We start from the raw sequence: 23,471 nt of genomic DNA, 5'->3' as shown, positions 1-23,471 counted from the left end.
ATATGAGATTTTTACAATTAAAAAGAAGTCCTAACGCAGTTATTCGCAAGAAACTTTATAAGTCAGGCAAAAATTGGGTGGTTGCATCTACGCTATCTATTGTAGGTGGGGCATTACTTTTTGGTGCGACTAATTTGACAACAGTCAAAGCAAGTATCACCGATAATTCACAGCAAGCATTAGTTGCTGACTCTAAGACTGATGATAGCGGGGATCCAGATAATACTGATGACACCGCAAAAACTCAGTCACAGAATCAGACAAACACGGACACTCAAACACAACCTCAAGGGTCAACGAGTGGCTCAGATACTAAAAATTTGAATAATAGTAATTCTTCAGTTGAAAATGATAGTTCTGATACAAAACCAGCTGACACAATGACACAAGGAGTTCAAACACAAAGAAGTGTTCAGACTCCTGTCGCATCAACAGCTGGACAAAATGAAAATGACAGTACACCATCACAAACTGCATCTCTCGTTAGTCCTGTTACGGAAAACGCAAGTGCACAAGCAGCTAACATTACTTCAAACAATGGAATATTGACAATTAGTGGTGGCACACTGGAATCAGATGCATCAGGTAACAGTCCACTTGCTGCATACAAAGACACCACGACAAAAGTTGATTTTGCGGATAAAGTAACTGCAGGGTCAAGCTTGAAGAATCTATTCAATGGTTTTACTAACCTAACAACCATTACTGGTTTAAATAATCTGGATACCTCTAATGTTACTAATTACTCATATATGTTTAATAATTGTACCAGTTTAACTAATATTGACATTTCAAATTTCAAAACAACAGTCGATTCACCGACTGATCTGCAATACATGTTTGCCAATGATGCAAAGCTAGCAACCATTACTATGGGTGGTTTCACAGTTCCCAACGTATCTGACATACAAGACATGTTCGTACGTTGTAGTGCACTTACTGGCGTTGATTTATCAGGATTGAATACTACTAATGTAAACAACTTTTCGGAAATGTTTATGAGTTGTTCAAGCCTAAGCAGTTTGGATTTGACTCATACCAATATGCGTTCGGCTGTACCATATTTGACTAGTATGGGTGCGCATTTCATGTTGAATGGTACTGTTGGATTGGAGTCAATTACGTTGAATAACGATGACGCAATAAAAGGTTCATCTATAGGTGACGCATGGGTAGGGACTGATACTGATGGAGCGGCTTTGGGTGCAAATGGCTGGATAGATGAATCCGATTCCAGCAGATGGCTTTCTAGTTCAGACTTAGAAAATTTGTACGATGGAACAAATGGAACTAGTACAACTTGGATCTTGAATAAAAAACACATGGTAACGTTTCAAATTGACTTAATGTATAATGCAAAAAATGCAAATGATAGTCAGATTGATACAAGTGGTAGTTTGGTCACAGGTGTTGAGGGTAAGGCAGTAATAATAACAACAAATTGGGGGAATCAATTTAAACCAATGCCTGGATTTGTTAGTGTTGGGGATGCCCTTGACGACATCCACAATAGCGTGATTACTCCCGAATATTCAGCTGGTAAGACGCCAATTGTACAAGTAATAGTTCCCGCAATTGATCCAGCTTATGTCGATATAACCGAAGAAGAAGAAAATGGGAAAGTTATTAAAACTTCAGAAATTGAATCGTTATTGAATGCTCCAAATCCAAGTTATACAGATACCAGTGACAATAAAGTAACAATGAGTAACTTCGAAGCCAATAGAGAATTGAATCCTGACAAAACAACAATTACGGGATTAGCCGATCTATTTGGTATTGATACTGATGATCCTACGTATAATGAAATTAATAATATTAGCTTAACCGATTTGATTAACAGTGATGTGGCAAAATATAACCAATTATACGTATCATCTGGTGCAACATTGCAAGACTTATCAGAGGACATTGCGGGATGGATCGGGTATGCCTTCCCTAGGACTCCTGATCCCACACATCTTGTTTCAATTACAGCTGTTTATAAACCTGAGACGAATACTGGTGGCTCAGGTTCTGGATCAGGCTCAGGAACTGATACTAATACTGATGCTGGCGTGGTAACCTCAGTCGATCAAACTGTTTCTACATTCAAGGATCAGCCAGCTGCACAATTGTATGATACGGATGGTAATGTTTTGGATGGTAAAACATTAGCACCAGATACGGGTTGGAAGAATGACAAGAAATTAGTACTTGATGGTGTAACATACTATCGTGTTGGCGCTAATCAGTGGGTCAAGGCAGATGATGTATACATCTATGCAGCTGACAAGTCATATGTGCGTGTATATCAAAGCATCGACGGTATTTTATTAAATGCTGAAGGGAAAACTTTGAATCGAGCCTTGAAGTCTGGAACCGATTGGAAATCTGACAGAACGGCAATTATTAATGGTTCAAAGTATTACCGAGTGGCAACTAATGAGTTCGTTAGTGCTGATCAAGTTTATGAATATGAGTACGATGAAACTTTGGTCGATACTACTCAACAAACTAATTTGTACGATGAACATGGAAATCTTTTAGTAGATAATTTACCAACAAACGGGGTCTATAAAACAGATAGAACTGTGAATATTGATGGCGTTGAATATTATCGTGTTGCTACTGATGAATTCGTCCGTGCAGATGCAGTTAAAATTCAATAATGATACAGAAATAACCGATCGTGAGATCGGCTATTTTTATGTTTAAGAAATAAAACAGTTGACAATAAAAGAATGAGCATTCATTATAAACTTATGAGAATGAAAGATGAACAAAAAAAAGAAGCAATTCAAAAGGCAATAATCCAACAAATTAACGAAGTTGGTTTTGTCAGTGTGTCTATGTCAAAAATAGCAAAGTCTGCCGGTGTTTCCGCATCGACACTCTATATTTACTATGAGAATAAGGAGGATATGTTCCAGAAAGTTTATTCTGAAGTCAAGCAAGCAATGTTGATTGCTTGTTCAAATAATTTGACCAGTGATCAACCGGTAAAAAAGATGATTATGAAATTCTGTCAAAATATTTTGTCCTTTATTCAAGATAATAATGACTACTTTAATTTTTTGGAACAAGCTGGCACCTCACCTGTGATGACACCATTATCGGTTCGAAAGGATTTAGCTAAACGGGGTAAACCAGTATATGATGTGTTCGAAAAAGGAATTTCAGAAGGAATTTTGAAGAAGACAGATGCAAATTTGTTGATTAGTTTTTGCATGTATCCAATAGCACAAATTTATAAAGAATCATCTATGACTAATGTTGATTTTGATGTGGTTTTTAAAATGTGTTGGGATGCCATTAAAGCATAGCACTCGATAATCGAGTGCTTTTAAATTGAATTATTTTAGAACGAACATTCTTTTATTATTGAAGGAGAGATAAAGATGAAAAAAATTGCATTAATCACAGGAGCAACTGGTGGAATAGGTAAGCATGTTGCAATAGGCTTGGCAAAAAATGGTATGAAGGTCATTATTCATGGTCGCAATGAAGTAAAAACTCAGCACGTTGTTGAGGAAATTAAACAAATTACAGGAAACAATGATATTGAATACTTACTAGCTGATTTATTCTCGTTTGAAGATATTAAGAATATGGCCGAGGCATTTAAGAAACGTTATGATCACTTGGATGTATTAGTTAATAATGCGGGTGCAGTATTAAGTAATGACAGTGGACAAAATTCAGATGGGGTTGATAATACATTGACATTAAATGTCTATTCACCATTATTATTGACGGATCTATTAATGGATTCTTTGAAAAAGAGTGCTTCTGCACGTGTAATCTACACTTCTTCTGCTGCGCATAGAATGTCTGGGAGACCAGATATGGGTGATCTTAATTTAACAGGAAATTATGGCGGTCAACGTAAATATAATATTTCAAAACTATACATGATTTGGATAGCTCGCCGTCAATCAAGAATTTTACAAAGTCGTGGGATCAATAATGTGACGATCAATGTATCTCATCCAGGAATGGTTGCGACAGCCTTTGGTCAATCAGGCGACAAAGGATTTTGGATTAACTTGGTTTATAAAATTGCTGGAACTAAATTAGCCGCATATTTTGCTTCAACACCTGAGCAGGGTGCATCGACCGATATATATCTTGCCACATCGCCAGATGTTGAGGGAGTTTCTGGTAAATTTTTTGGTAATTCAAAAGAACAAAAGCCTAGTGAACGTTATTATTCATTGGAAAATGAAAAATTGGTTTGGAACTCAGTCATGGATAAGATTCAATCATATATGAAATAAAAAATAAGAGTCACACATTTAATTAGTAAATGTGTGACTCTTTTAGATTAAACTTGCTTTTTCATGTTCTTTATTTAGTTTACGTCTGAGACAGGAACCCATTCATTTGTGGCTATGCGGTACATTTGTACCCCGTTGATGGTAGCCACTCTGTCGGTGTAATAACTTGAAGCATTTGCAATTGTGTTAATGTTATTACCTAGATCATCGTAAGTTTCTGTTGCTTTATTTGTAGTAATTTTAGAAGAAGCTGATTGATATTCATAGATATCATCTGAATGAACCCATTCGTTTGTCGCTACTTGATAGTGTTTTTCATTGTTGAAATATGCATAACGATTACTATACCAATCTGTTCCCGATTTGATTCCACGATTTACGGTCTTATTATCAGCCGTTGTTAGTGATTTGTTTGAATCAGAGTAAGTCCTTACAGTCGCCTTATTGGCATAATAAATGTAAGCATCACTAGCATTGACCCATGTATTAGTTGATACACGATAGAATATATTATCGCCAACGGTTTTCTTTTGGTCAGTATACCAATCCGAACCTGGTGCCACAGCTTGATCGAGTTCATTGCCATCATTGTCATATAGAGTTATCGGTGCTGAACCGGGGTAGGTGCTTATGGTATTATCAATATTTTCAATACTGTCTTCCGAACCTGTATCGGTATCGCCACCGTTATTTGAACCTGAGCCAGATCCTGAACCATTACCTGATCCACCTGAATTTTGATCTTTTTGAACTAGCACAATAATTGGGTCGGTTGAATCGGTAATAGTATATTCGGTACTGTCGTCTACCAGTCTGTATTCTTTTGGTAGTTGTGATGAAATTATGTCATTGGAAATTGTATGTCCTAATCCGTCTTCGGCTGAACCAGTTCCAACTTCAGTTCCGTCGGAAGTTTGATAGCTGATGGTGTTTTTTGTGGTCTTGTAAACGATGTTAAAAGTCATGTCCATTGGTTCGTAAGAACCTGAATCTATGCTGAAAGCAAGTGTGTTAAATAAATCTATAAAATTACACGACTCATCTAAATCTTCAGTTGACTGTACATTGTTTAATAAAAATTCAAATCCTAAACTGCCGCCTTGTCCGTCATGTGTTCCGGTGTACAATGATTTTTCCCAGTCAATACTAAGATCGTCAGGTATTGACAAAGTATTACTGTCGATGACTATGGTGTCGCCCATGATATTTGTTGGATAGTTTACTATTGTTGTAGTCGGATATAGTAATTCACCTGAGCTATTGGTTTGTATGAATGTGGCCGTTATTGGCTCTGTATCGATTACATATGCGGTAAATGATTGATCATATTGAGTTAAAGTGTTTTTAGGTTCGATACTATCAGTGTGATACTCTGATACGTTAAAATTTGGAGCAATTTCATCATCAGTAAGTACATCTAGACTGTAATTAAACTGAGTTCCCATTAGTCCTGTTTTAGCATGATGTGTTCCAATTGTTTCACCAGTGTTTTTATCAATATAAGTAATTGTATATGGTGTATCTTTATTGGCGGTGTAATTGATTACAATTGGTTTGACATTGCCATCCTCATCAAGATCTATTTTCGAATCACTGATGTAATTTAGAGTGTAGCCAGGTATTTCTTTTAAACTGTTAGGTAGATCATCTTCAGTAATATCACTACTAATATTAAATTCACCAGTTAACTCAGTTGGAGTGTCTTCAGGTGCGTATACCTTATTGTCACTACCCACGTCTGATTTCAATATTAATGGAACCTTTGTAATTGAAGAATCATCTTTGGATGTAACCAATGTTGAATTGTTATCATTGTTGTTGTCTGATTTAACACTAATAGCCTGTGAGTTCAGCAAAGCCATAGTTGAAAAAAGGGATATACCTATAATAGTAATTTTATTGTTTATCTTCATAACTTCTCTCCTCGATTTATGATAATAAAAATTATAAATGATTTGTTGAATGTATAAACTCACATTGTGAAAGAAATAATTAGCTAAATCGATAAAATCAACTTATTCATTACATAAAAATAAAAATATTTGTTAATAAAATAGACACATTCATATATTAATATGAATGTGTCTATTAAGTAGTGTAAATACTGATGCATAGCATTTTTGTATACTAACGATCGAAGATGATAACCGTCATTAAAATGATAATTGACTGTCACATTGTTATTTTTTATTGATTATATTTTTTCAAAATATACTGACTGTATATTTTGAAAAAATGTTTACTAATTGTATACTGATGCTTATTTAACAGAAGTGGCAAAGTAAGGTTCATACTCAGCTGAATTAAAGACACGTTGAGGTATGTTGTCAAAATCATCAGATGGTAACCATTTGTTGTTTTGATCAATCAAGAAGAAGTACTTACCATTGATATTTTTAACAACTTTGTAAATCGTAAACATTGATCCTGCACCATATGGATTGTGAACGTAAGTATTAGTACTACTGTCGTAATAGTCTCTTAGGCCCATCGATTGAGCTTCATACGGATCCCAGTTATTGATATTATTTGTGTCTTTGTCGGTTTGTGATTGATTTATGATATGACCGTTAGCGTCAGCAACTGACATGGCGCTTTCTTCAATCCATTGATTAGTTGCAACACGATAAAATATTTGACCATTCATGATTTTTTTAGCATCGAGTTTCCAAGATGTGTAATTTCCAAAGGCATTGTTGGTAATTTGACCGTTATCAGTGTATGAAAGAGTACCACCATGGAAGATGGTTCCAATGAATCCAGGAGTATGCGTGATTCCCGAATTGTTCGTAGCAATGTCCATTGATGCTGCGGCAATCCATTGATTAGTCGCAACTCGATAATAAATCGTACCACGCATTTCTTTCTTTGCGTCCAGTTTCCATGAAGTGAAATTACCTAAGTGATTTCCAGTATATTCACCGTTATCATTAACTGTTGAACCACCATTGCGTCTAATTGTACCGACATATCCGGGTGTCTTAACTAATCCATCGTTGACAGAATAGTTTGCGGTAGCATCATTTATTTCAACTGAAGCAGCTTTGATCCATTCATTAGTGGCAACCTGGTAATAGTCAACACCGTTGATATTTTTTAGAGTACCTAATCTCCAAGAGGTGAAGTTGCTAAGGGTACGACCTGGGATCAAGACACCATTTTCGTTAACAAGTTTTCCACCGTCACGTCTGACAGTACCAATCATTTTTGAATCAGCGTGAACTGTCGTTGCGTCTAATGCTAATCCGCCAAGCATTGTTGGAGCAATCAAAACAGCCATGGTAGCACTGATCAATAATCCGTTTCTTCTCATAATATATAACCTCCTACAGTTATATAAGAATTTTACAATGTGAAATAGCTAAGGGGATCAATCTAAAATTTGCTTATGTGATTCTTAAACATTCCATTTATAAAAATATTTAGTAATTGATTATTAAATAAAAAGAACCTTATTAACTTAAAAAATCAGTTAATAAAGTTCTTTTTAATCTGTTACATTTTTGATTTGTTCTGATTCATCTTGGAGTTTTCTAAGACGATTTAGTTCGATTTTCCAAGTACTTACTAGAACTAAGACTGAACCGATCCAAGCCAAAGGACTAGCCATTGCAGCACCGTAGAATCCGAAGAAGCGAATCATGACGACACTGGCAAAAATTCTCATTAGTAGTTCCGCTACACCGGCAATAGTCGGTGCTTTTTGGTTACCCAATCCTTGTAGAGTGTATCTGACGATGAACAGGATCGAGAGCATGAAGTACATGGTACCGTTGAACCAGTAGTAAATTTGAATCAAGTTCAAGACGTGTGTTTCTGGACCATTCATAAACAAGTGCGAAATATTTCGACCAAATAAGACTAATAGCGCTCCAATAATAACACTTGAGGTAATTGACATGATCAGGCCTTTTTTTACACCCTCCAAAATTCTTGAATAGTGCTTAGCTCCAAGGTTCTGAGCAGTGTAATTGACTAAGGCAATCCCAAAACTCATTGCTGGTAAAGTAGCAATTTGTTCAACTCTACCTGCGACAGTATAAGCAGCGACTGCTTGAGCGCCCAACGTATTGAGCATGAATTGTAGAATGATTGAGCCGATAGCAATTATTGATGATTGGAATCCCATTGGCAAACTCATTCTCAGTAATTCTTTCAGTTCATCTTTATCAATTTTAAAGTCCGAAAAACCAATTACTAAGTACGGAATTTTTTTTCTAATATAGAACCACAGAATAACCATCGTGATCGTTTGTGCTAAGACGGTTGCTAAACCAGCTCCAGCAACTCCCATGTGTAAGTAGAGAATAAATACTAATTCTAAAAGAATATTCAGAACAGTACTTACCATCAAAAAGAACAGTGGTACACGGGAATTTCCAAGTGCTCGCATGGTATTGCCTAAGAAATCAAATCCGACAAAGGCAAAAATTCCGGCAAAGATTATTTCCAAAAATACAAAGGCATTATGCAAAAGAACTTTTGGCGTCTGCATAATTACCAGTAATGGATAAGCTATTAACATGGCCACAGCGGTGAAGATAACCGTGATGAATAGCGAGATCAAGATACCGGATGCAAAACTCTTGGTCACACCTCTTTCATCGCCAGCACCGTAACGTCTAGCAGTAAGAATTGTCAAACCACTCGTCATGCCCATTGCAAAACCAATGACCAAACTAGTTAAGCCACCAGTGGCACCAACACTGGCTAGAGCATTGACACTGATGGTTTTACCAACGATCAAAGTGTCGATAAAATTATAAAATTGTTGGAAGAAGTTACCTAATAACAAAGGAATTGTGTATAGAAAGATAACTTTGATAGGCCTTCCAGTTGTTAAATCAGTCACAAAAAATAACCCCCTCAAAAGTAATCACAGTCATTCTATCATATACTTTTGTGACGGTTATTCAATAAATTTGTTTTAATAATTTAACATTTTTTCTTTGTGAGCATCTAATTGAATCTTGTTACCTTTGAAAACTACGACGATGTCATCATCAGGGATGACACGTACCTGGTCGTGGGTGACGGTGAAATAGAAGCGAGTTCCTTTGAATGACATATTGAACTTGATACTCTGCCAAGCATCAGGAACATGTGGGTCGATTTCTAGTTCAGGTCCACGATAATCAATGCCGGCAAAGAAGCAAGTAACGACATTAAGAGTTGCGCCCATGACACCTAAGTGAATTCCTTCAGCCGTCGTTCCTCCCTGGATGTCGTAATAATCTGAGGTTAGTGCTTGAGAGAAGAGTTCCCAGGCAAGATCATTGTTGTTGACCTTGAGTGCTAACATTGCGTAAACAATTCTAGAGAGGGTAGATCCGTGAGTTGTTCGACTTAGATAGTATTCAATATTTTTTGTTATGAAATCATGCTTGTCTGGAATGTCATAACCCAAATCAGACATTATGTGAAAAAAAGTTGGTTCTCTCAAAGCGTATAGTGCCATTAACGAATCGGCTTGCTTAGCTACTTGGTAGTCATCGGGATTATCTCCTTCAGCTTTGAGGATACGGTCCATTCTGGATATATCTCCATATTGACGCCGATAATAGTCGAAATCAATTGGTTTGAGATCGAAGTAACCATCGAATTGAGCGAGGATATTGTCCTTATTAAATTCAAGTTCGAGGTTGTGTCTGATTTTCTTTGTCTTCGCTAAGTCTTCTTTGGAAAAATCAGCACGTTTATAATTATCATCGAGAATCTCCTGTGACTCATGAGTTGAGAAGTATTCAACTTTTTTGAAGACCCAGCTAGTCATGATGTTTGTATACGCGTTGTTAGTCAGACCACTGTCTTCTTTCTCAGGATAGCCTTCATGAAATTCATCTGGTCCCATGACATTAGAGATAGAATATTTACCAGTTTCCTTATTATAATCAGTCATACTGATCCAGAACTTAGTGATATTCAATAGCATTTCTAGTCCATAATCACGAATGAAGTCTTCGTCATTTGTCATGCTGTAGTAATTCCAGATATTATAAGCAATCGATAGTGAAACATGTCGTTGCTTACGAGAATTATCGGGGTCCCATTGGTTAGTGATAGGATTCAAATGCATTACCTGCGATTGTTCATCTCCAGTCATTCCACTTTGCCAAGGGAACATAGCCCCGTCATTACCAGTTGATTTAGCATATTCTTTGGCAGCACCAAGACGATTATAACGATACATTAAGAGTGACTTAGTTAGGTCAGGATAATGGAGATTGTAATATGGCAAAATAAATAATTCGTCCCAGAAGACATGCCCACGATAGGCCTCGCCATGTAATCCACGGGCTCCAACTGAAACATCAAGATCTTGATTGACATTTTGTTGAGCCGAAACGGTGGCGTGAAAGGCATTCAGATGTAGCAGTTTTTGAGAGGTAATATCGCCATCGATTTCTAAATATTCATTGCTCCAAATATCTTGCCAGCATTCCATTGAATTATTGACGGCATCAGCAAAGGTTTTGTGATATGAATGTGATTTAACAGCTTCAACTAAATCACCTTTTGTTTCTAATGAAGTATAAACACTGACAGTTTTTTCAAGGGTATAGGAATTACCTTCAACAACTTCGAATTTTACTGATTGAGCAACTTTGTCGTGTGCCTTGTCGGTGTGGATGTTTAAATCACCTATGTTAGGGGAATCTAGTTTTGAACCTACTGCAATATTGATATCTGAATGACGCGTGTGAGCCAGCAGAATGGCAGTATTGTCATCATTTAGAGTTTTGTCAGTGATCAAATGGTGGTTATCAAGATTCTTATAACGTTCAACGTTGGCATTAACGACTTGTCCATCGATCTCAGTGTGTATCTTCATTTCACCAGAGAAGTTTAGTGGTTGAACAGTGTATTGCAATGAGTAACTATGATAGTTTTTCATGTCAGCAACCTTACGACTGACAACTTTGAGACGCTTACCGTTTTTGAGTTGTAACAACATGGTTGTCGTCAGTAAGCCAGTTCTCATATCGAGTGAACGATAAATATTTTCCAATTCGTTACCGTTGAGTTTGAATTTCTCGGCATCATCGATACTGAAGGTTATGTATTGGGCATTCGGAAGATTTACTAAGTCTTCATTGACGATATCTTTACTATTAATACTAGTTGTTAGTTGGTTATAGACACCAGCTACATAAGTACCGGGATAGTTGTTTTTGTCGGCTTTGGATTCTACATAGGCACCACGTAATCCAAAATATCCGTTTCCTAATGTCTGCATGGCCTCTTGAGAATATTGTGCTTTTCCATCTTCATAGCCGTAGTAGTCCAGGTGCCAACCAGCATATTCGGCTTCGATCGAAGCGGCTTGTTTTAAGCCTAGTTTGGCAACTTGATGAATTCCGACAGTTGGAATGCGAAAAAGATTCTCCATATATAATCCGATATCGATTGGTTGATTCTTACAACTGACGATAGTATCTTTCATTTCAACGTCAATCGGATTGAGAACAACTATTACGTCAAAATATTCTGGCAGTTTGGATTTGAAGTTGACGAAGTTGTCAGTTAATGGAAGCTTAGGATTAATATTGTAGTCTTGTTGAATAGTCGCAGTGGTATTTTGATCTTCATATGAATACTTAATATGTTTATCAGTGACGGTTAAATATAATGGTGTCATGATTACCCTCCAATAAAATATTTATACATGTTTAAACACATATAATCTTATTGATATTATATTCTTATTTGTTTAAACAAATGGTACAGTTTTCATAAAAATATTTATCCAAATATGATGTTTAAACATGTTGCAAACGTAGTATCTTATACATGTAAATAAAAACGGTGGATAAGACAAAACTTCTTGATTACAACTTATCTGCCGTTTTTTACAAATATGAGCTAGGAGGGTGTCCTACTATGAAAAACACTATAAACATGCTCTCCCCAGTCAGCGGAGTTCTCGTGAAGATCAAAGATGTTCACGATCCTATGTTCTCTGAAAAGGCGATGGGTGATGGGTTTGGAGTTGTGCCGAGTGGCAGTAGTATTGTTTCCCCAGTTGCGGGGAAAATAATATTAGTCGCAAGTACAAAGCACGCAATCGGTATCGATACTGATGATGGACTAGAAGTATTAGTCCACATGGGGGTCGATACGGTTGAGATGAATGGTGAACCGTTTGATGTATTTGTTAAAGAAGGTGACACAGTTAAAGCTGGTCAACAACTGGCGACAATGGATGTTTCCATGATTGAGAAGGCTGGTAAGACAACAGATGTCATCGTTGCGATAACTAATACAGCAGAGATTCTCAAAGAAATAAACGTCCATGTTGGTAATATTGATGGTGGTGATGATGCAGCTACTGTTAGTACATTTGCTAAAGGCGAAAAAGAAATACCTGACACTTCTAATAAGAAGAAAGTCGATTTTGATGAACTTGCAAAAGACATTATCAAGAATGTCGGTGGTGCAAGTAACGTTGATAATGTTATTCATTGTATTACGCGTGTACGTTTTTATTTGAAAGATGAATCTAAGGCTAATGATGATGTAATCAGAAATCTCAATGGTGTTCTAGATATAGCCAAAGCCGGTGGACAATATCAGGTTGTCATCGGACCAGCCGTTGAAGATGTCTTCGATGCAGTTATTGATCATTTAGGACCAGGAATTGGTACAAATGATAATGAAGCTAAGGCAAAAAAAGAACCAGCACCCAAAGGTGTCTGGCCTAAAACAAAATATTATTTCAGTTCATTAATTGGCGTTATTACCGCCAGTATGATGCCAATTATTGGATTACTAGCTGCAGCAGGTATTCTCAAGGGACTATTATCATTGATTGTGTCAGCTAAATGGCTTTCGGATACTAGTTCTACCTATATGATAGTCAATGCAATGGGAGATTCGGTCTTCTACTTCCTCCCAATATTGGTAGGTTTCACTGCTGCTAAGAGATTGGGCGCTAACCAAATAATTGTCGGGGTTATTGGTGGGGTTCTGGCGTATCCGACATTAGTACAATTAGCTTCAAAGACTAGTTCAGTTCAAATGAACATGAACGCTGATTTCTTCGGTATTCCGATTCATGTGGCTAATTATACTTACTCGATTTTTCCAATGATTGCTGCTGCTTGGCTAGCATCAATCGTTGAACCTTGGTTGAAGAAGCATATCGCTGCAACGGTTAGAATGATTGTTAGTCCATTAGTTGAAGTATTCGTAGTCAGTGCGATTATCTTGGTTATCGTTGGACCAGTTATTACATTATTAAGTTCCTATCTAGCAATGGGAATCGTCGCACTGCTCAAGTTCAGTCCAGCATTATCAGGTTTAATTATTGGAGCGTTCTATCAATGTTTGGTTATCTTTGGATTACATTGGGCCGTTATTCCAGTGGTTGCCAATCAAATTGCTACAACAGGACACAGTGCATTAAATGCCATTATCTCCGCAACAATGGTTGCCCAAGGTGCCGCTGTTATGGCAGTTTTCCTCAAGACTAAGAAAAATATTGGCATGAAACAAATTGCTGGTGCTGCTACGATTTCAGCTTTCTCAGGAATTACAGAGCCAGCCATGTATGGTATTAATTTGAAATACGGTCGTATCTTCTGGACAGCTAACATTGGTGGTGCTGTCGGTGGATTGCTGACAGGATTATTACATGTTGATATGTGGGGCTTCGCGGGTTCACTTATCGGATTTGCATCATTCATCAATCCTAAAGGAATTGATGGAAGTTTCACAGGTTACTTAATTGCATCTGCCGCCGCTCTGGTCGTATCGTTCACATGTACTTACTTGTTCGGATTTAAGGAACAAGATTTGGAAGAGAGCGTTCATGAAGTTGGTAAGGTAAGACTTGGTAGCCGTGAACCAGCTGTTAATAAAGGTTAAGTCAAAAACAAAAGCTTAAATCCTTGTCTGGATATAAGCTTTTTTATGTTGTCATAAAACTGTATATTATATAGTATATTGATTTCCACTGGAGTGAACATAAATGACCGAACCAATCGAAAAAATAACAGATAAAACTTTACATATGAGTGAAATTGAAGATGGCTATTATTATAAAAATTGTCATTTCACGTCGTATGGTGATTCATTGAATTATACCGATGTGACATTCGACCACTGTGATTTTGAACAGACTGATTTCAGTCGTGTCAGCTTTGGTAATGTTGAATGGCATCATAGTCAACTGGCGGGTAGTGATTTTAGTCAGAGTAATTGGTATAACTGCAAGATAAGTAGTATGCAATTATCTGGTGCTGACTTTAACAATGCGTATTTCAAGAATACAGATTTCCATGATTGTAAAATGCCATACGTTAATTTTACCGAGAGTCGTTTTGAAAAAATAAGCTTTATCAATTGTGATTTGAATGGTAGCTTTTTCCAAGCTTTGAAGGTTAAGAAAAATATTTCATTTGCCGGATCAATTTTAACTGAGGCTAACTTCAGTGAGACCAAATTAAAAGGTTTTGATTTCAAAGAATCAGAATTTGAGACGATTATCATTAGTCCCGAATTAGCACGGGGATTGGTTGTGAATCAGTATCAAGCCGCAACATTGATTGGATTATTTGGCATCAAGGTTGAATAAATTCGTTTGAAACGGAGAAAAATATTGTCAAAAATAAATTATCAAGCATTTCAAAATGAAGTAGTTAGTTTGAGAAGACAATTGCATAGTCACCCAGAATTAAGTTTGCATGAAAGGGAGACGTCAATATTTGTTGAGAATTATCTGAATGACTTGGGATTAGAAACTACCAGAGTCGGTGAATTTGGTATCGTTGCGATGATCTGGGCCAATATTCCTAATTGTAAGACTATTGCCTTGCGTGCAGAAATGGATGCCATTGCAGTACAAGAACAGAATGATTTTGCTTGGAAGTCTCAAAATCCTGGAGTGATGCATGCCTGTGGACATGATGCAATAATGGCAACCGTATTGGTTACAGCTAAAATGTGTGTTGAGAATAAGAATCTATTACACAATAATGTAAAAGTATTTTTCCAGCCGGCCGAGGAAAATGGCAAAGGGACTGAAATTATGATTAATGGTGGAGTAATGAAGCATCCCGATGTTGATTATTTTACGATGCTTCATTTTGCTAACGATGCACCGCTAGGGATGGAATTGAATAAAGGGGCATCGTCAGCGGCCATTGGTGCTATAAAGATAAAAATATCCGGTGTTTCGAGTCATTGGGCTTTGCCTGATAATGGTGTCGATACAATCGATGTCGCAGGTCAGATTTTGAATTTGATGAATAAAGTTAAACATGAATATTCTTCGAATTCGCCTTTTATATTGGGTGTTGGAAAAATCAATGGTGGCAGTGCTTCTAATGTTATTGCAGATGAAACATTGTTGGATGGAACACTGCGAGCTATCAAAATTTCAGATTATAAAAAGTTACGTGACTTGTTATTAGATGGTATTGATAAAGTTCAGAGTAATACGAGAGCACAGATTGAAGTGGAGATTACTGACCCACCGATACCACCGATTGTTAGTGATGCAGATTTAGTTGATATTGGATTACGCTCTGGGGATGAAGTATTCGGCAATGAATCAAGATTGGTTTCTAGTGAATACTTGTCTGGTGACAGTGCGGCAGATTATTTCAATTATGCCCGAGGTATCTTTTTTGTATTTACCGCTGAATCTAAAAATGAAAAGAGTTATCCACTGCATAATGGTAGATTTGATATTGATGAAGATATTTTGTGGAAAGCAGTTGCTGTTTTGCATAAGTATATTTTGAGTTTGTAAAATTAAAAAGCTAAGTGTTCGTCTGAATGGCGAACACTTAGCTTTTTATTTAGTTGGGAAAATCATAGTATTAAAAATACATTTATCGTATTTTTTAAACTCTGGTTTTACATCAAAAATAACTTCAATTGAAGCAATAACACTTTGAATAGTATTTTTATCATCATTTTTTATTGCCCAAAATACTTCATACCCTGTAAATAAAAAGGATGATGCTATAAACAATTCCCTTGGATCTTGCTTATTTCTTATTTGATTTGAGAATTGTGCTTTGGAAATTAAATCTACACACATTGATGCAAATTGTTTGTTAAAATCGAAAGAACCTTGATCGACCTTTAAGTTGGTTATGAACAATTGACGCACTAAATCTGTACCGATAGCCACACTTGATTCTATTAGTTGAAGGCAAATTTTATAATCAAGTTAGCCACTTGAAAAAAATTGAATAAAAAAATACCAAGACGAAAAAATCAGGTATCATTGGAGTTCTGACACTAACAATGAAAGAGGTTTTCGCCTTGGTGCAAGAACAGATTACCATAAATATAATTAAGGGTCACCATTTAACTGAAATTGAGCGCGGGAAAATCGCCTCGTTACATCAACTCGGACATTCCAATCGCAAAATTGCGAAAATTCTAAGTGTTTGTCCACAAACAATCAATAATGAACTGAAGCGCGGTGAAATCAGACAAGTCAAAAAAATCAACGGTATAACTAAGTATCACGACGAATACATACCTGAGGCAGCGCAAGCTCGCTACGTCGATAGACGTAAAGCGTGTCATAGACCTATTAAGATGCCACAAGTTCTTGAGTTCATTGCTTATTTCGTGAGGCATTTTAAAGATGATGGTTCGTCACTGGACGCTGCCTTCGGCCGTGCGAAAACATCAGGCCTGTTTGAACCTGACGAGATGGTCTGTACCCAAACACTTTATAAGTACATTGATGCCCAATTACTAGAGGTTAGAAATATTGACTTGATAAGTAAAATGTCTCGTAAATTGCCAAAACGTGTGGTTCGAATAAACAAACATGTTTTGGGTCTAAGTATTGAGGATAGGCCCATTGAAGTGGAAACACGGAATGAGTTTGGCCACTTTGAAATTGATACTATCGTTGGTCTTCGGAATGGTCAGGAGAGTGTTATCTTGACCATGATTGAACGCAAGACGCGTTTCCAAATCATTCGTCTAATTGATGGTAGAGACGCTGATTCAGTAGCTTATACAATGAATCAAATTATTGATGAATACGGATCAGTAATCAAGTCCATTACTGCTGATAATGGTCCTGAATTCAGTACCCTAACATCAGTAATGGATTCAATCGCTCCTGTTTACTTTACACATCCGTTTACTTCAAGTGAACGTGGAACTAACGAGGTTCACAATCGCATGGTTCGAAGGGACTTTCCTAAAGGAACATCTCTTGACGAAGCAACTCCTGCGGAGGTTGCTCAAACTGCTAAAAAACTGAACAACCTGCCTTGTAAGATTGTCGGTTATCAAACACCGACTGAGCTCTTCAATAAAGAATGCAATGAAATAAACACAATCTGCCTAACTCCAATAACTGAAAATCCCTTGGAATCAGTATTTTAAAAAGTGGCTAACTTGTTCTTGCAATTTGCGAGCTACTGATAAAGAATAATCCCCAATATGTTCTGTCAAAACTTGATTGTCTTGTTTGAGAAAATCAATCAACTGCTTGTAAATTTTAACATCGTCACGTCCGCCACGAATTGAGGCTGCAAAGTAAATTTTCATTTTGATGGTTCTCCAATTTTTTCTTTAAGAGTCTTTAGGAATAACTGATCCACATCGGGTAAAGTCCGTTTCTTACTCCAAATCAGAGTATTCGGATCGGTCAGTTCCGGTGACAATGGTAGAAAAGTTAGGTCACTGTCGGATGAGATATCAACTAGATTTTCATATGTTAGTGCTATACCGGCGCCAGTTTTGACTAATAAACTAGCATTGAAAATCAAATTATAAGTACCTATGAAGTTGAACTGGTCGAATAGACCTTGGCTCCAATTTTTGAAGTCACGATGTTGTTTAATTTGATGAGAAACTAGTAAAGGTCGTCCAATCAAATCACTTGGTTGGATGAATTTTTGCGTGGACAATTGTTCATCTTTGCGCATCAAAATACCCCAACGATTTTTATCTGGTAACTCCAAGGTATTGTAATTGCCTAACTCGTGATGGCCCATAATGATGCCGAATTCCAAAATCCCACTATCAAGAGCGGATTCAATAATTGTGTAATCGCCACTGGTAAAGTTGACGTGAATCTCGGGATATTTATGAATAATGTCGTGAACGGTATCCATGACACACTGAATCGCAATACTTTCACCGGCTCCAATATCTAAAGTTCCACTGACAACGTCTTGTTTTTGCAAATTGTAGGTAGTTTTATCCACCAAACCAACAATTTCTTGGGCGCGTTCTAATAGGTAGTAACCGTCTTGAGTCAATTGAATCTGACGCTTACCTCGAATAAATAATTGCGTACCGAGATTAGTTTCCAAATCAGCAATTTGTCGTGATAAAGCTGGCTGGGAAATGTGTAATAAACTGGCAGCTCGAGAAATATTTTGTTCTTGAGCGATGGCGATAAAGTAACGTAAAACTCTTACATCCATTGATATGCTCCTATTATAATTAAAAGGTATGGTTATTGATTCATGATAAGTATTTAACATTATAATAATCTTTTTGTATACTGAATTCAATCAGAGAGGTACTTAAGATGAAATCAGAAATGGATGTAGGTACAGAGGCCTATGAACAAATTGAAAAGGTCAATCGTCGCAATCAAATTTTAGTGCAACAATTGAATGATTCGCCACATACGCAACCAGAAATTCGTGAATTCGTCAGTGAAATCACCAATGAAAAGATTGATGAGACTACAGAAATTAGATTGCCGTTTTATACCGACTTTGGTCAAAATATCCATATCGGTAAGAATGTTTATATCAGTAATTGTTCAATGTTTGTTGATCTCGGTGGAATTTATATTGGCGACAATGTTTTGATAGGACCTAATACTACGATTACATCTGTTAATCATCGTACTAATCCTGACGATAGACGCCATTTGAGCTTTAAACCGGTCTATATTCATGATAATGCTTGGCTAGGCGCTAATGTTACCGTCACGCCAGGAACGATTATTGGTGAAAATGCTATCGTAGCGGCAGGTGCAGTTGTGACCAAAAATGTTCCTGCCAATACCGTGGTTGGTGGAGTGCCAGCCCGTATCATTAAAACAATTAAGGAGTAATTTTATGAATTTAAAAGATAAAGTAGTTGTAATTATGGGAGCATCAAGTGGAATTGGTGCTGCTACAGTACGTTTGTTAGCCAGTAAAGGTGCAAAATTAAGCATTGCAGCGCGTAGATTGGATCGTTTGGAAGAAATCCAAAAACAGAATCCTGACGCTGAAATTAAAGCCTTTAAAGCGGATGTAACTAAGTCTGAGGAAGTTGAGAAAGTAATCGCCTACACTGTTGCAGCTTATGGACGTGTTGATGTGTTATTCAACAATGCCGGAATTATGCCGGTCAATAATTTGGATCAATTGGCACATAATGAATGGCAAAATATGTTGGATATTAATGTCAAAGGTGTTCTGAATGGAATTGCCGCAGCTTTACCTGTCATGAAGAAACAAAAGAGTGGTCATATCATTACCACTTCATCAGTTTTAGGGTACGAAGTTTTACCTGGTTACGCAGCTTATTCAGGAACTAAGTATGCAATCCGTGCGATTATGGAAGGCCTACGTCAAGAAGAGCATGCTAATAATATTAAGACGACGATTATTGCCCCCGGATCAGTTAACACTGAGCCGTTCAAATCAATTAATAATAATGAAGTTCGTGAGGGCCTTGAGTCAGCTATGAAACAACCTGGTGCTGAAATGATGGCTTTACAACCGGAAGAGATTGCTCAAGCTGTAGCTTTTGTCATTGATACACCAGCAAATATGGCCGTTAATGAGATGGTTATTCGTCCTACTGGACAAGAAGTTTAAAATAAAAAAATTAGGAGAAATCATATGTCAATTTTTGATGAATACGGATCAGTAATCAAGTCCATTACTGCTGATAATGGTCCTGAATTCAGTACCCTAACATCAGTAATGGATTCAATCGCTCCTGTTTACTTTACACATCCGTTTACTTCAAGTGAACGTGGAATTAACGAGGTTCACAATCGCATGGTTCGAAGGGACTTTCCTAAAGGAATATCTCTTGACGAAGCAACTCCTGCGGAGGTTGCTCAAACTGCTAAAAAACTGAACAACCTGCCTCGTAAGATTGTCGGTTATCAAACACCGACTGAGCTCTTCAATAAAGAATGCAATGAAATAAACACAATCTGCCTAACTCCAATAACTGAAAATTCCTTGGAATCAGTATTTTAAAAAGTGGCTAACTTGTTCTTGCAATTTGCGGCTTTGTTTAATTTTACTCTAAAGTGATTTAATAGTATTAAAATATATTATAAGTAATATGCAAAAGGGGAAAATAAGGGTTTTGAGTAAAACATTAAAAAGAATCATTTCAATAGTTATTATAATTTTAGTACTTGGTGTAATTGGATATGGAAGTTTAAATAAAAAATCTAATAATAATGATTACATAAATTCATCAGTGCCAACGTTATTTTTTCATGGTTGGGGTGGAAGCTATCATTCTGAGGAACAAATGGCTAATTATGCAAAATCTCATGGTGTAACTGATACTATAATTCGTGCAGATGTTAGTTCTAAGGGAAAAGTGACATTGAATGGTAAAATAAATAAGAATGCACAGAATCCAATTGTTGAAGTAAATTATTTGGATAATAAGAATGGCAATTATTCAAAGGATGCTCGCTGGATGAAACGAGTAGTAGTTTTGCTCCAAAAAAAATATAACATCAAGAAATTCAATGTTGTGGGACATTCGATGGGAAATATGACGATTGCTTATTATATGTTGAATTATGGTAAGGATAAATCACTTCCTAAGATAATCAAACAAGTTGATATTGCAGGACATTACAACGGAATATTAGGAATGAATGATGAGCCTAATAGGATGAAACTTGCTAGCAATGGTAAACCCCAAAAAATGGATTCGGATTATAAACAATTATTAAAACTACGAGAAATCTATCCTGATAAGCAAGTGGATATATTAAATATTTATGGTGATAAAGGTGATGGGACACATTCTGATGGATCAGTTAGTAATGCTTCGTCCAAGTCATTAAAGTATTTGGTATCGGAACGTGCTAAGTCATATCGTGAGAAGAAGATTTCTGGTCCACAGGCTCAGCACAGCAAATTACACGAGAACAAAACGGTCGATAAGTTATTAATTAATTTTTTGTGGAAGAAATAATAATATTACGTTGATATAAATACGGAGATTAATAGTGAAATATATAATTGGCATAGATATTGGAACTACAAGTACTAAATGTGTTTTATATGATCTGCAAGGTACGATTATTTCACATGCAGACGTGGGTTATCAACTAATTCAAACTGAACCAGGTATGGCGGAAGAAGACCCAGAAGAAATCTTTCAAGCAGTACTGAATGTGTTAAAGCAAGTGCTGAATGGTATTGACGCTAGCAAATTAGGCGGTGTGTCTTTTTCAACTGCCATGCACAGTTTGATTTTGATGGACGAGAATGATCATCCCCTAACCAGAGCCATAACGTGGGCAGATAATCGTGCGGTTAATTATACCGATAAACTGAATGCTACCGATTTGGGTGCCAAAATCTATGCCAAGACTGGTACACCAATTCATCCAATGGCGCCATTGTCTAAGATGTTATGGTTAAAAAATGATCGTCCTGATTTATTCGCTCAGACTAAGAAATTTATCGATATCAAGTCATATATTTTCTTCAGATTATTTGGAGTATACAAAATTGATTACTCGATTGCTTCAGCTACAGGGATGTTTAATATTTTTGATCTTCAATGGGAGCCTACAGTTTTGAAACTACTTAATATAGAAGAAACACGTTTACCTGACGTTGTTAATACGACTGCTAGTATCAGTGGTATCAACCAAAAATACGGTAAACTACTTAATATCAAATCTGATGTTTCTTTTATTTTTGGCGCAAGTGATGGTGTTCTCTCAAATTTGGGTGTTGATGCGATTGACCCGAGAGTAGTTGCTGTGACGATCGGAACTAGTGGAGCTGTTCGAGTAGTAGTTAACAAGCCTGTTATTGATCCAGATGGAAAACTATTTTGTTATGCGTTAACTAAAAATAAGTGGGTAGTTGGCGGTCCTGTCAACAATGGCGGAATTGTTTTTCGTTGGATTCGTGATCAGTTATTTGATGCAAAAGTCAGCTATGATGACTTAACTAAAATAGCGAGTCACGTGCCTGCTGGTTCTAATGGATTGTTATTCCAACCTTATCTGGGTGGAGAGCGGGCACCAATTTGGAATGCCTATGCTCGTGGCTCATTCTTTGGTTTAACGCGGCAGCATACTAAATCTGACATGGTGAGATCGGCGTTGGAAGGAATTGTCTTTAATTTGTATTCTGTAATGTGTTTAATAGAAAAAATAACTGGTAAACCGACGAGAATTCAAGCCACTGGTGGCTTTGCCAGATCTGCATTGTGGCGTCAAATGTTGGCTGATATTTTTGACCAAGATGTGACTATTCCAGAAAGTTTCGAAAGTTCATGTCTTGGCGCAGCTGTGTTGGGCATGTGTGCTTTAGGATATATTAAAAATCTATCGGTAGTCAAAGATATGGTTGGAACCACGGATATATACCATCCTAACGAAAAAAATGTCAAAGTCTATCAGGAATTATTTCCAATATGGCAAAGAGTTACTAGGGCGTTAGAACCAGAGTATAAATGTATTGCTGAATTTCAAAACAAACAAAAATGATGTGCAATTTTGCACATCATTTTTTGTAGTACTCTTATTTCAATCCACTAGTAATTTCATCTTCAGAATTAGCTCTGAAGCCATCATCTAGTTTGATATTTTTATTTTTAACCATGGTATAGACATAAGGAACGGTAATTTCAAAGGTACTTGAACCACTGGTAGAGAAAGGCACAACTGTTTTGTTCTCAAGATCAAACTTATCGAAGAAACTGTTGATGATCATAGGTGGCTGTTCATACCAAGTCGGATAACCTAAGTATATTTTGTCGTAGTTATCCAAATTGATCTGACTAGATATTTCTGGATGTACATTGCTATCACGTTGTTTCTGTGCCAAGGCTGCTAAGTCATCAAAGTTGGTTGGCCAGTTCTGTACTGCCTTTAGCTCTTCTATGTCAGAGCCGGTTTTCTTAGCAATAGATTCAGCGGCGGTTTTGGTGTTTCCGGTTGTTGAAAAATAAATAACAATAGACTTCAAAGTAATTCCTCCTTTTAATTCGGAACAG

20 protein-coding genes are annotated in these 23,471 nt (G+C 36.8%); 12 read left to right on the top strand and 8 right to left on the bottom strand.

Features of this window, described 5'->3' with window-relative positions:
• Positions 1 to 2 precede the first annotated feature (2 nt).
• From EKM68_RS07185 to EKM68_RS07175, 3 genes are all read left to right on the top strand, one after another.
• Entirely contained in the window at positions 3 to 2,651 is a 2,649-nt protein-coding gene (locus EKM68_RS07185) for a BspA family leucine-rich repeat surface protein (RefSeq protein ID WP_125589280.1), read from the top strand.
• 99 nt (positions 2,652 to 2,750) lie between these two features.
• Positions 2,751 to 3,305 carry a TetR/AcrR family transcriptional regulator gene (locus EKM68_RS07180; RefSeq protein ID WP_164509385.1) on the top strand — a complete coding sequence of 185 codons (555 nt, stop codon included), beginning with the start codon at positions 2,751 to 2,753 and terminating at the stop codon, positions 3,303 to 3,305.
• Positions 3,306 to 3,380: 75 nt separating this feature from the next.
• Positions 3,381 to 4,259, top strand: a complete 879-nt coding sequence (locus tag EKM68_RS07175) for an SDR family NAD(P)-dependent oxidoreductase (RefSeq protein WP_125589276.1) — start codon at positions 3,381 to 3,383, stop codon at positions 4,257 to 4,259.
• A gap of 74 nt (positions 4,260 to 4,333) precedes the next feature.
• Here the strand turns inward: EKM68_RS07175 and EKM68_RS07170 are convergent, their stop codons facing one another.
• The 4 genes from EKM68_RS07170 to EKM68_RS07155 all read right to left on the bottom strand — a co-directional run bounded on the left by EKM68_RS07170 (position 4,334) and on the right by EKM68_RS07155 (position 11,898).
• Positions 4,334 to 6,172 carry a hypothetical protein gene (locus EKM68_RS07170; RefSeq protein ID WP_125589274.1) on the bottom strand — a complete coding sequence of 613 codons (1,839 nt, stop codon included), beginning with the start codon at positions 6,170 to 6,172 and terminating at the stop codon, positions 4,334 to 4,336.
• Positions 6,173 to 6,519: 347 nt separating this feature from the next.
• Entirely contained in the window at positions 6,520 to 7,572 is a 1,053-nt protein-coding gene (locus tag EKM68_RS07165) for an SLAP domain-containing protein (protein WP_125589272.1), read from the bottom strand.
• 174 nt (positions 7,573 to 7,746) lie between these two features.
• Positions 7,747 to 9,111, bottom strand: coding sequence for an MATE family efflux transporter (locus tag EKM68_RS07160; protein WP_125589270.1), 1,365 nt, complete (start codon positions 9,109 to 9,111; stop codon positions 7,747 to 7,749).
• 75 nt (positions 9,112 to 9,186) lie between these two features.
• Positions 9,187 to 11,898 (bottom strand): glycoside hydrolase family 65 protein, encoded by a 2,712-nt coding sequence (locus EKM68_RS07155; protein WP_125589268.1) that lies wholly within the window; start codon positions 11,896 to 11,898, stop codon positions 9,187 to 9,189.
• 242 nt (positions 11,899 to 12,140) lie between these two features.
• Between EKM68_RS07155 and EKM68_RS07150 the strand changes: the two genes are divergently transcribed.
• From EKM68_RS07150 to EKM68_RS07140, 3 genes are all read left to right on the top strand, one after another.
• On the top strand, positions 12,141 to 14,126 hold the full coding sequence (locus tag EKM68_RS07150; protein ID WP_125589266.1) for a glucose PTS transporter subunit IIA: 1,986 nt from the start codon (positions 12,141 to 12,143) through the stop codon (positions 14,124 to 14,126).
• A 103-nt stretch (positions 14,127 to 14,229) separates the two neighbouring features.
• Complete coding sequence (locus EKM68_RS07145; RefSeq protein ID WP_125589263.1) at positions 14,230 to 14,835, top strand: pentapeptide repeat-containing protein; 606 nt, start codon at positions 14,230 to 14,232, stop codon at positions 14,833 to 14,835.
• 24 nt (positions 14,836 to 14,859) lie between these two features.
• Positions 14,860 to 16,014: a M20 metallopeptidase family protein gene (locus tag EKM68_RS07140; RefSeq protein ID WP_164509384.1), complete on the top strand. Its 1,155-nt coding sequence runs from the start codon at positions 14,860 to 14,862 to the stop codon at positions 16,012 to 16,014.
• Positions 16,015 to 16,059: 45 nt separating this feature from the next.
• Here EKM68_RS07140 and EKM68_RS07135 read toward each other — a convergent pair whose 3' ends face one another.
• Positions 16,060 to 16,401 carry a hypothetical protein gene (locus EKM68_RS07135; protein ID WP_125589259.1) on the bottom strand — a complete coding sequence of 114 codons (342 nt, stop codon included), beginning with the start codon at positions 16,399 to 16,401 and terminating at the stop codon, positions 16,060 to 16,062.
• Positions 16,402 to 16,517: 116 nt separating this feature from the next.
• Here EKM68_RS07135 and EKM68_RS07130 point away from each other — a divergent pair, with 116 nt between their 5' ends.
• Entirely contained in the window at positions 16,518 to 17,624 is a 1,107-nt protein-coding gene (locus tag EKM68_RS07130) for an IS30 family transposase (RefSeq protein WP_164509383.1), read from the top strand.
• Here EKM68_RS07130 and EKM68_RS07125 read toward each other — a convergent pair.
• Together EKM68_RS07125 and EKM68_RS07120 are read right to left on the bottom strand one after the other, a co-directional pair.
• Positions 17,613 to 17,789 carry a hypothetical protein gene (locus EKM68_RS07125; protein WP_191987376.1) on the bottom strand — a complete coding sequence of 59 codons (177 nt, stop codon included), beginning with the start codon at positions 17,787 to 17,789 and terminating at the stop codon, positions 17,613 to 17,615. The two genes, EKM68_RS07130 and EKM68_RS07125, sit on opposite strands and share 12 nt — an antisense overlap.
• Positions 17,786 to 18,673: a LysR family transcriptional regulator gene (locus tag EKM68_RS07120; RefSeq protein WP_125589257.1), complete on the bottom strand. Its 888-nt coding sequence runs from the start codon at positions 18,671 to 18,673 to the stop codon at positions 17,786 to 17,788. The genes EKM68_RS07125 and EKM68_RS07120 overlap by 4 nt, the downstream gene beginning before the upstream one ends.
• Positions 18,674 to 18,780: 107 nt before the next feature.
• Between EKM68_RS07120 and EKM68_RS07115 the strand changes: the two genes are divergently transcribed.
• The 5 genes from EKM68_RS07115 to gntK all read left to right on the top strand — a co-directional run bounded on the left by EKM68_RS07115 (position 18,781) and on the right by gntK (position 22,962).
• Positions 18,781 to 19,317 (top strand): DapH/DapD/GlmU-related protein, encoded by a 537-nt coding sequence (locus tag EKM68_RS07115; protein WP_125589255.1) that lies wholly within the window; start codon positions 18,781 to 18,783, stop codon positions 19,315 to 19,317.
• A gap of 4 nt (positions 19,318 to 19,321) precedes the next feature.
• Complete coding sequence (locus tag EKM68_RS07110) at positions 19,322 to 20,071, top strand: SDR family oxidoreductase (RefSeq protein ID WP_125589253.1); 750 nt, start codon at positions 19,322 to 19,324, stop codon at positions 20,069 to 20,071.
• Positions 20,072 to 20,080: 9 nt separating this feature from the next.
• Positions 20,081 to 20,464, top strand: coding sequence for an IS30 family transposase (locus EKM68_RS07105; protein ID WP_263853645.1), 384 nt, complete (start codon positions 20,081 to 20,083; stop codon positions 20,462 to 20,464).
• Between the two features lie 88 nt (positions 20,465 to 20,552).
• A complete protein-coding gene (locus EKM68_RS07100; RefSeq protein ID WP_125589248.1) occupies positions 20,553 to 21,428 on the top strand; it encodes an alpha/beta fold hydrolase in 876 nt (291 codons plus the stop codon).
• 34 nt (positions 21,429 to 21,462) lie between these two features.
• Positions 21,463 to 22,962 carry a gluconokinase gene (gene gntK, locus EKM68_RS07095; RefSeq protein WP_125589246.1) on the top strand — a complete coding sequence of 500 codons (1,500 nt, stop codon included), beginning with the start codon at positions 21,463 to 21,465 and terminating at the stop codon, positions 22,960 to 22,962.
• Between the two features lie 34 nt (positions 22,963 to 22,996).
• Here the strand turns inward: gntK and EKM68_RS07090 are convergent, their stop codons facing one another.
• Entirely contained in the window at positions 22,997 to 23,443 is a 447-nt protein-coding gene (locus EKM68_RS07090; protein ID WP_164509382.1) for a flavodoxin, read from the bottom strand.
• Positions 23,444 to 23,471: the final 28 nt, after the last annotated feature.

It is taken from the genome of Companilactobacillus jidongensis (assembly GCF_003946575.1).
In the GTDB taxonomy this organism is placed as follows: Bacteria; Bacillota; Bacilli; order Lactobacillales; family Lactobacillaceae; genus Companilactobacillus; species Companilactobacillus jidongensis.
The sequence above is the reverse complement of the archived record's forward strand: the minus strand, read 5'-3'. Positions and strand labels throughout refer to the sequence as shown.

Bases quoted from the DNA above. Each gene is read 5' to 3' on its own strand.
- EKM68_RS07185 (WP_125589280.1), top strand. From the start codon at position 3: ATGAGATTTTTACAATTAAAAAGAAGTCCTAACGCAGTTATTCGCAAG.
- EKM68_RS07180 (WP_164509385.1), top strand. From the start codon at position 2,751: ATGAAAGATGAACAAAAAAAAGAAGCAATTCAAAAGGCAATAATCCAA.
- EKM68_RS07175 (WP_125589276.1), top strand. From the start codon at position 3,381: ATGAAAAAAATTGCATTAATCACAGGAGCAACTGGTGGAATAGGTAAG.
- EKM68_RS07170 (WP_125589274.1), bottom strand. From the start codon at position 6,172: ATGAAGATAAACAATAAAATTACTATTATAGGTATATCCCTTTTTTCA.
- EKM68_RS07165 (WP_125589272.1), bottom strand. From the start codon at position 7,572: ATGAGAAGAAACGGATTATTGATCAGTGCTACCATGGCTGTTTTGATT.
- EKM68_RS07155 (WP_125589268.1), bottom strand. From the start codon at position 11,898: ATGACACCATTATATTTAACCGTCACTGATAAACATATTAAGTATTCA.
- EKM68_RS07150 (WP_125589266.1), top strand. From the start codon at position 12,141: ATGAAAAACACTATAAACATGCTCTCCCCAGTCAGCGGAGTTCTCGTG.
- EKM68_RS07145 (WP_125589263.1), top strand. From the start codon at position 14,230: ATGACCGAACCAATCGAAAAAATAACAGATAAAACTTTACATATGAGT.
- EKM68_RS07130 (WP_164509383.1), top strand. From the start codon at position 16,518: ATGAAAGAGGTTTTCGCCTTGGTGCAAGAACAGATTACCATAAATATA.
- EKM68_RS07125 (WP_191987376.1), bottom strand. From the start codon at position 17,789: ATGAAAATTTACTTTGCAGCCTCAATTCGTGGCGGACGTGACGATGTT.
- EKM68_RS07120 (WP_125589257.1), bottom strand. From the start codon at position 18,673: ATGGATGTAAGAGTTTTACGTTACTTTATCGCCATCGCTCAAGAACAA.
- EKM68_RS07115 (WP_125589255.1), top strand. From the start codon at position 18,781: ATGAAATCAGAAATGGATGTAGGTACAGAGGCCTATGAACAAATTGAA.
- EKM68_RS07110 (WP_125589253.1), top strand. From the start codon at position 19,322: ATGAATTTAAAAGATAAAGTAGTTGTAATTATGGGAGCATCAAGTGGA.
- EKM68_RS07100 (WP_125589248.1), top strand. From the start codon at position 20,553: ATGCAAAAGGGGAAAATAAGGGTTTTGAGTAAAACATTAAAAAGAATC.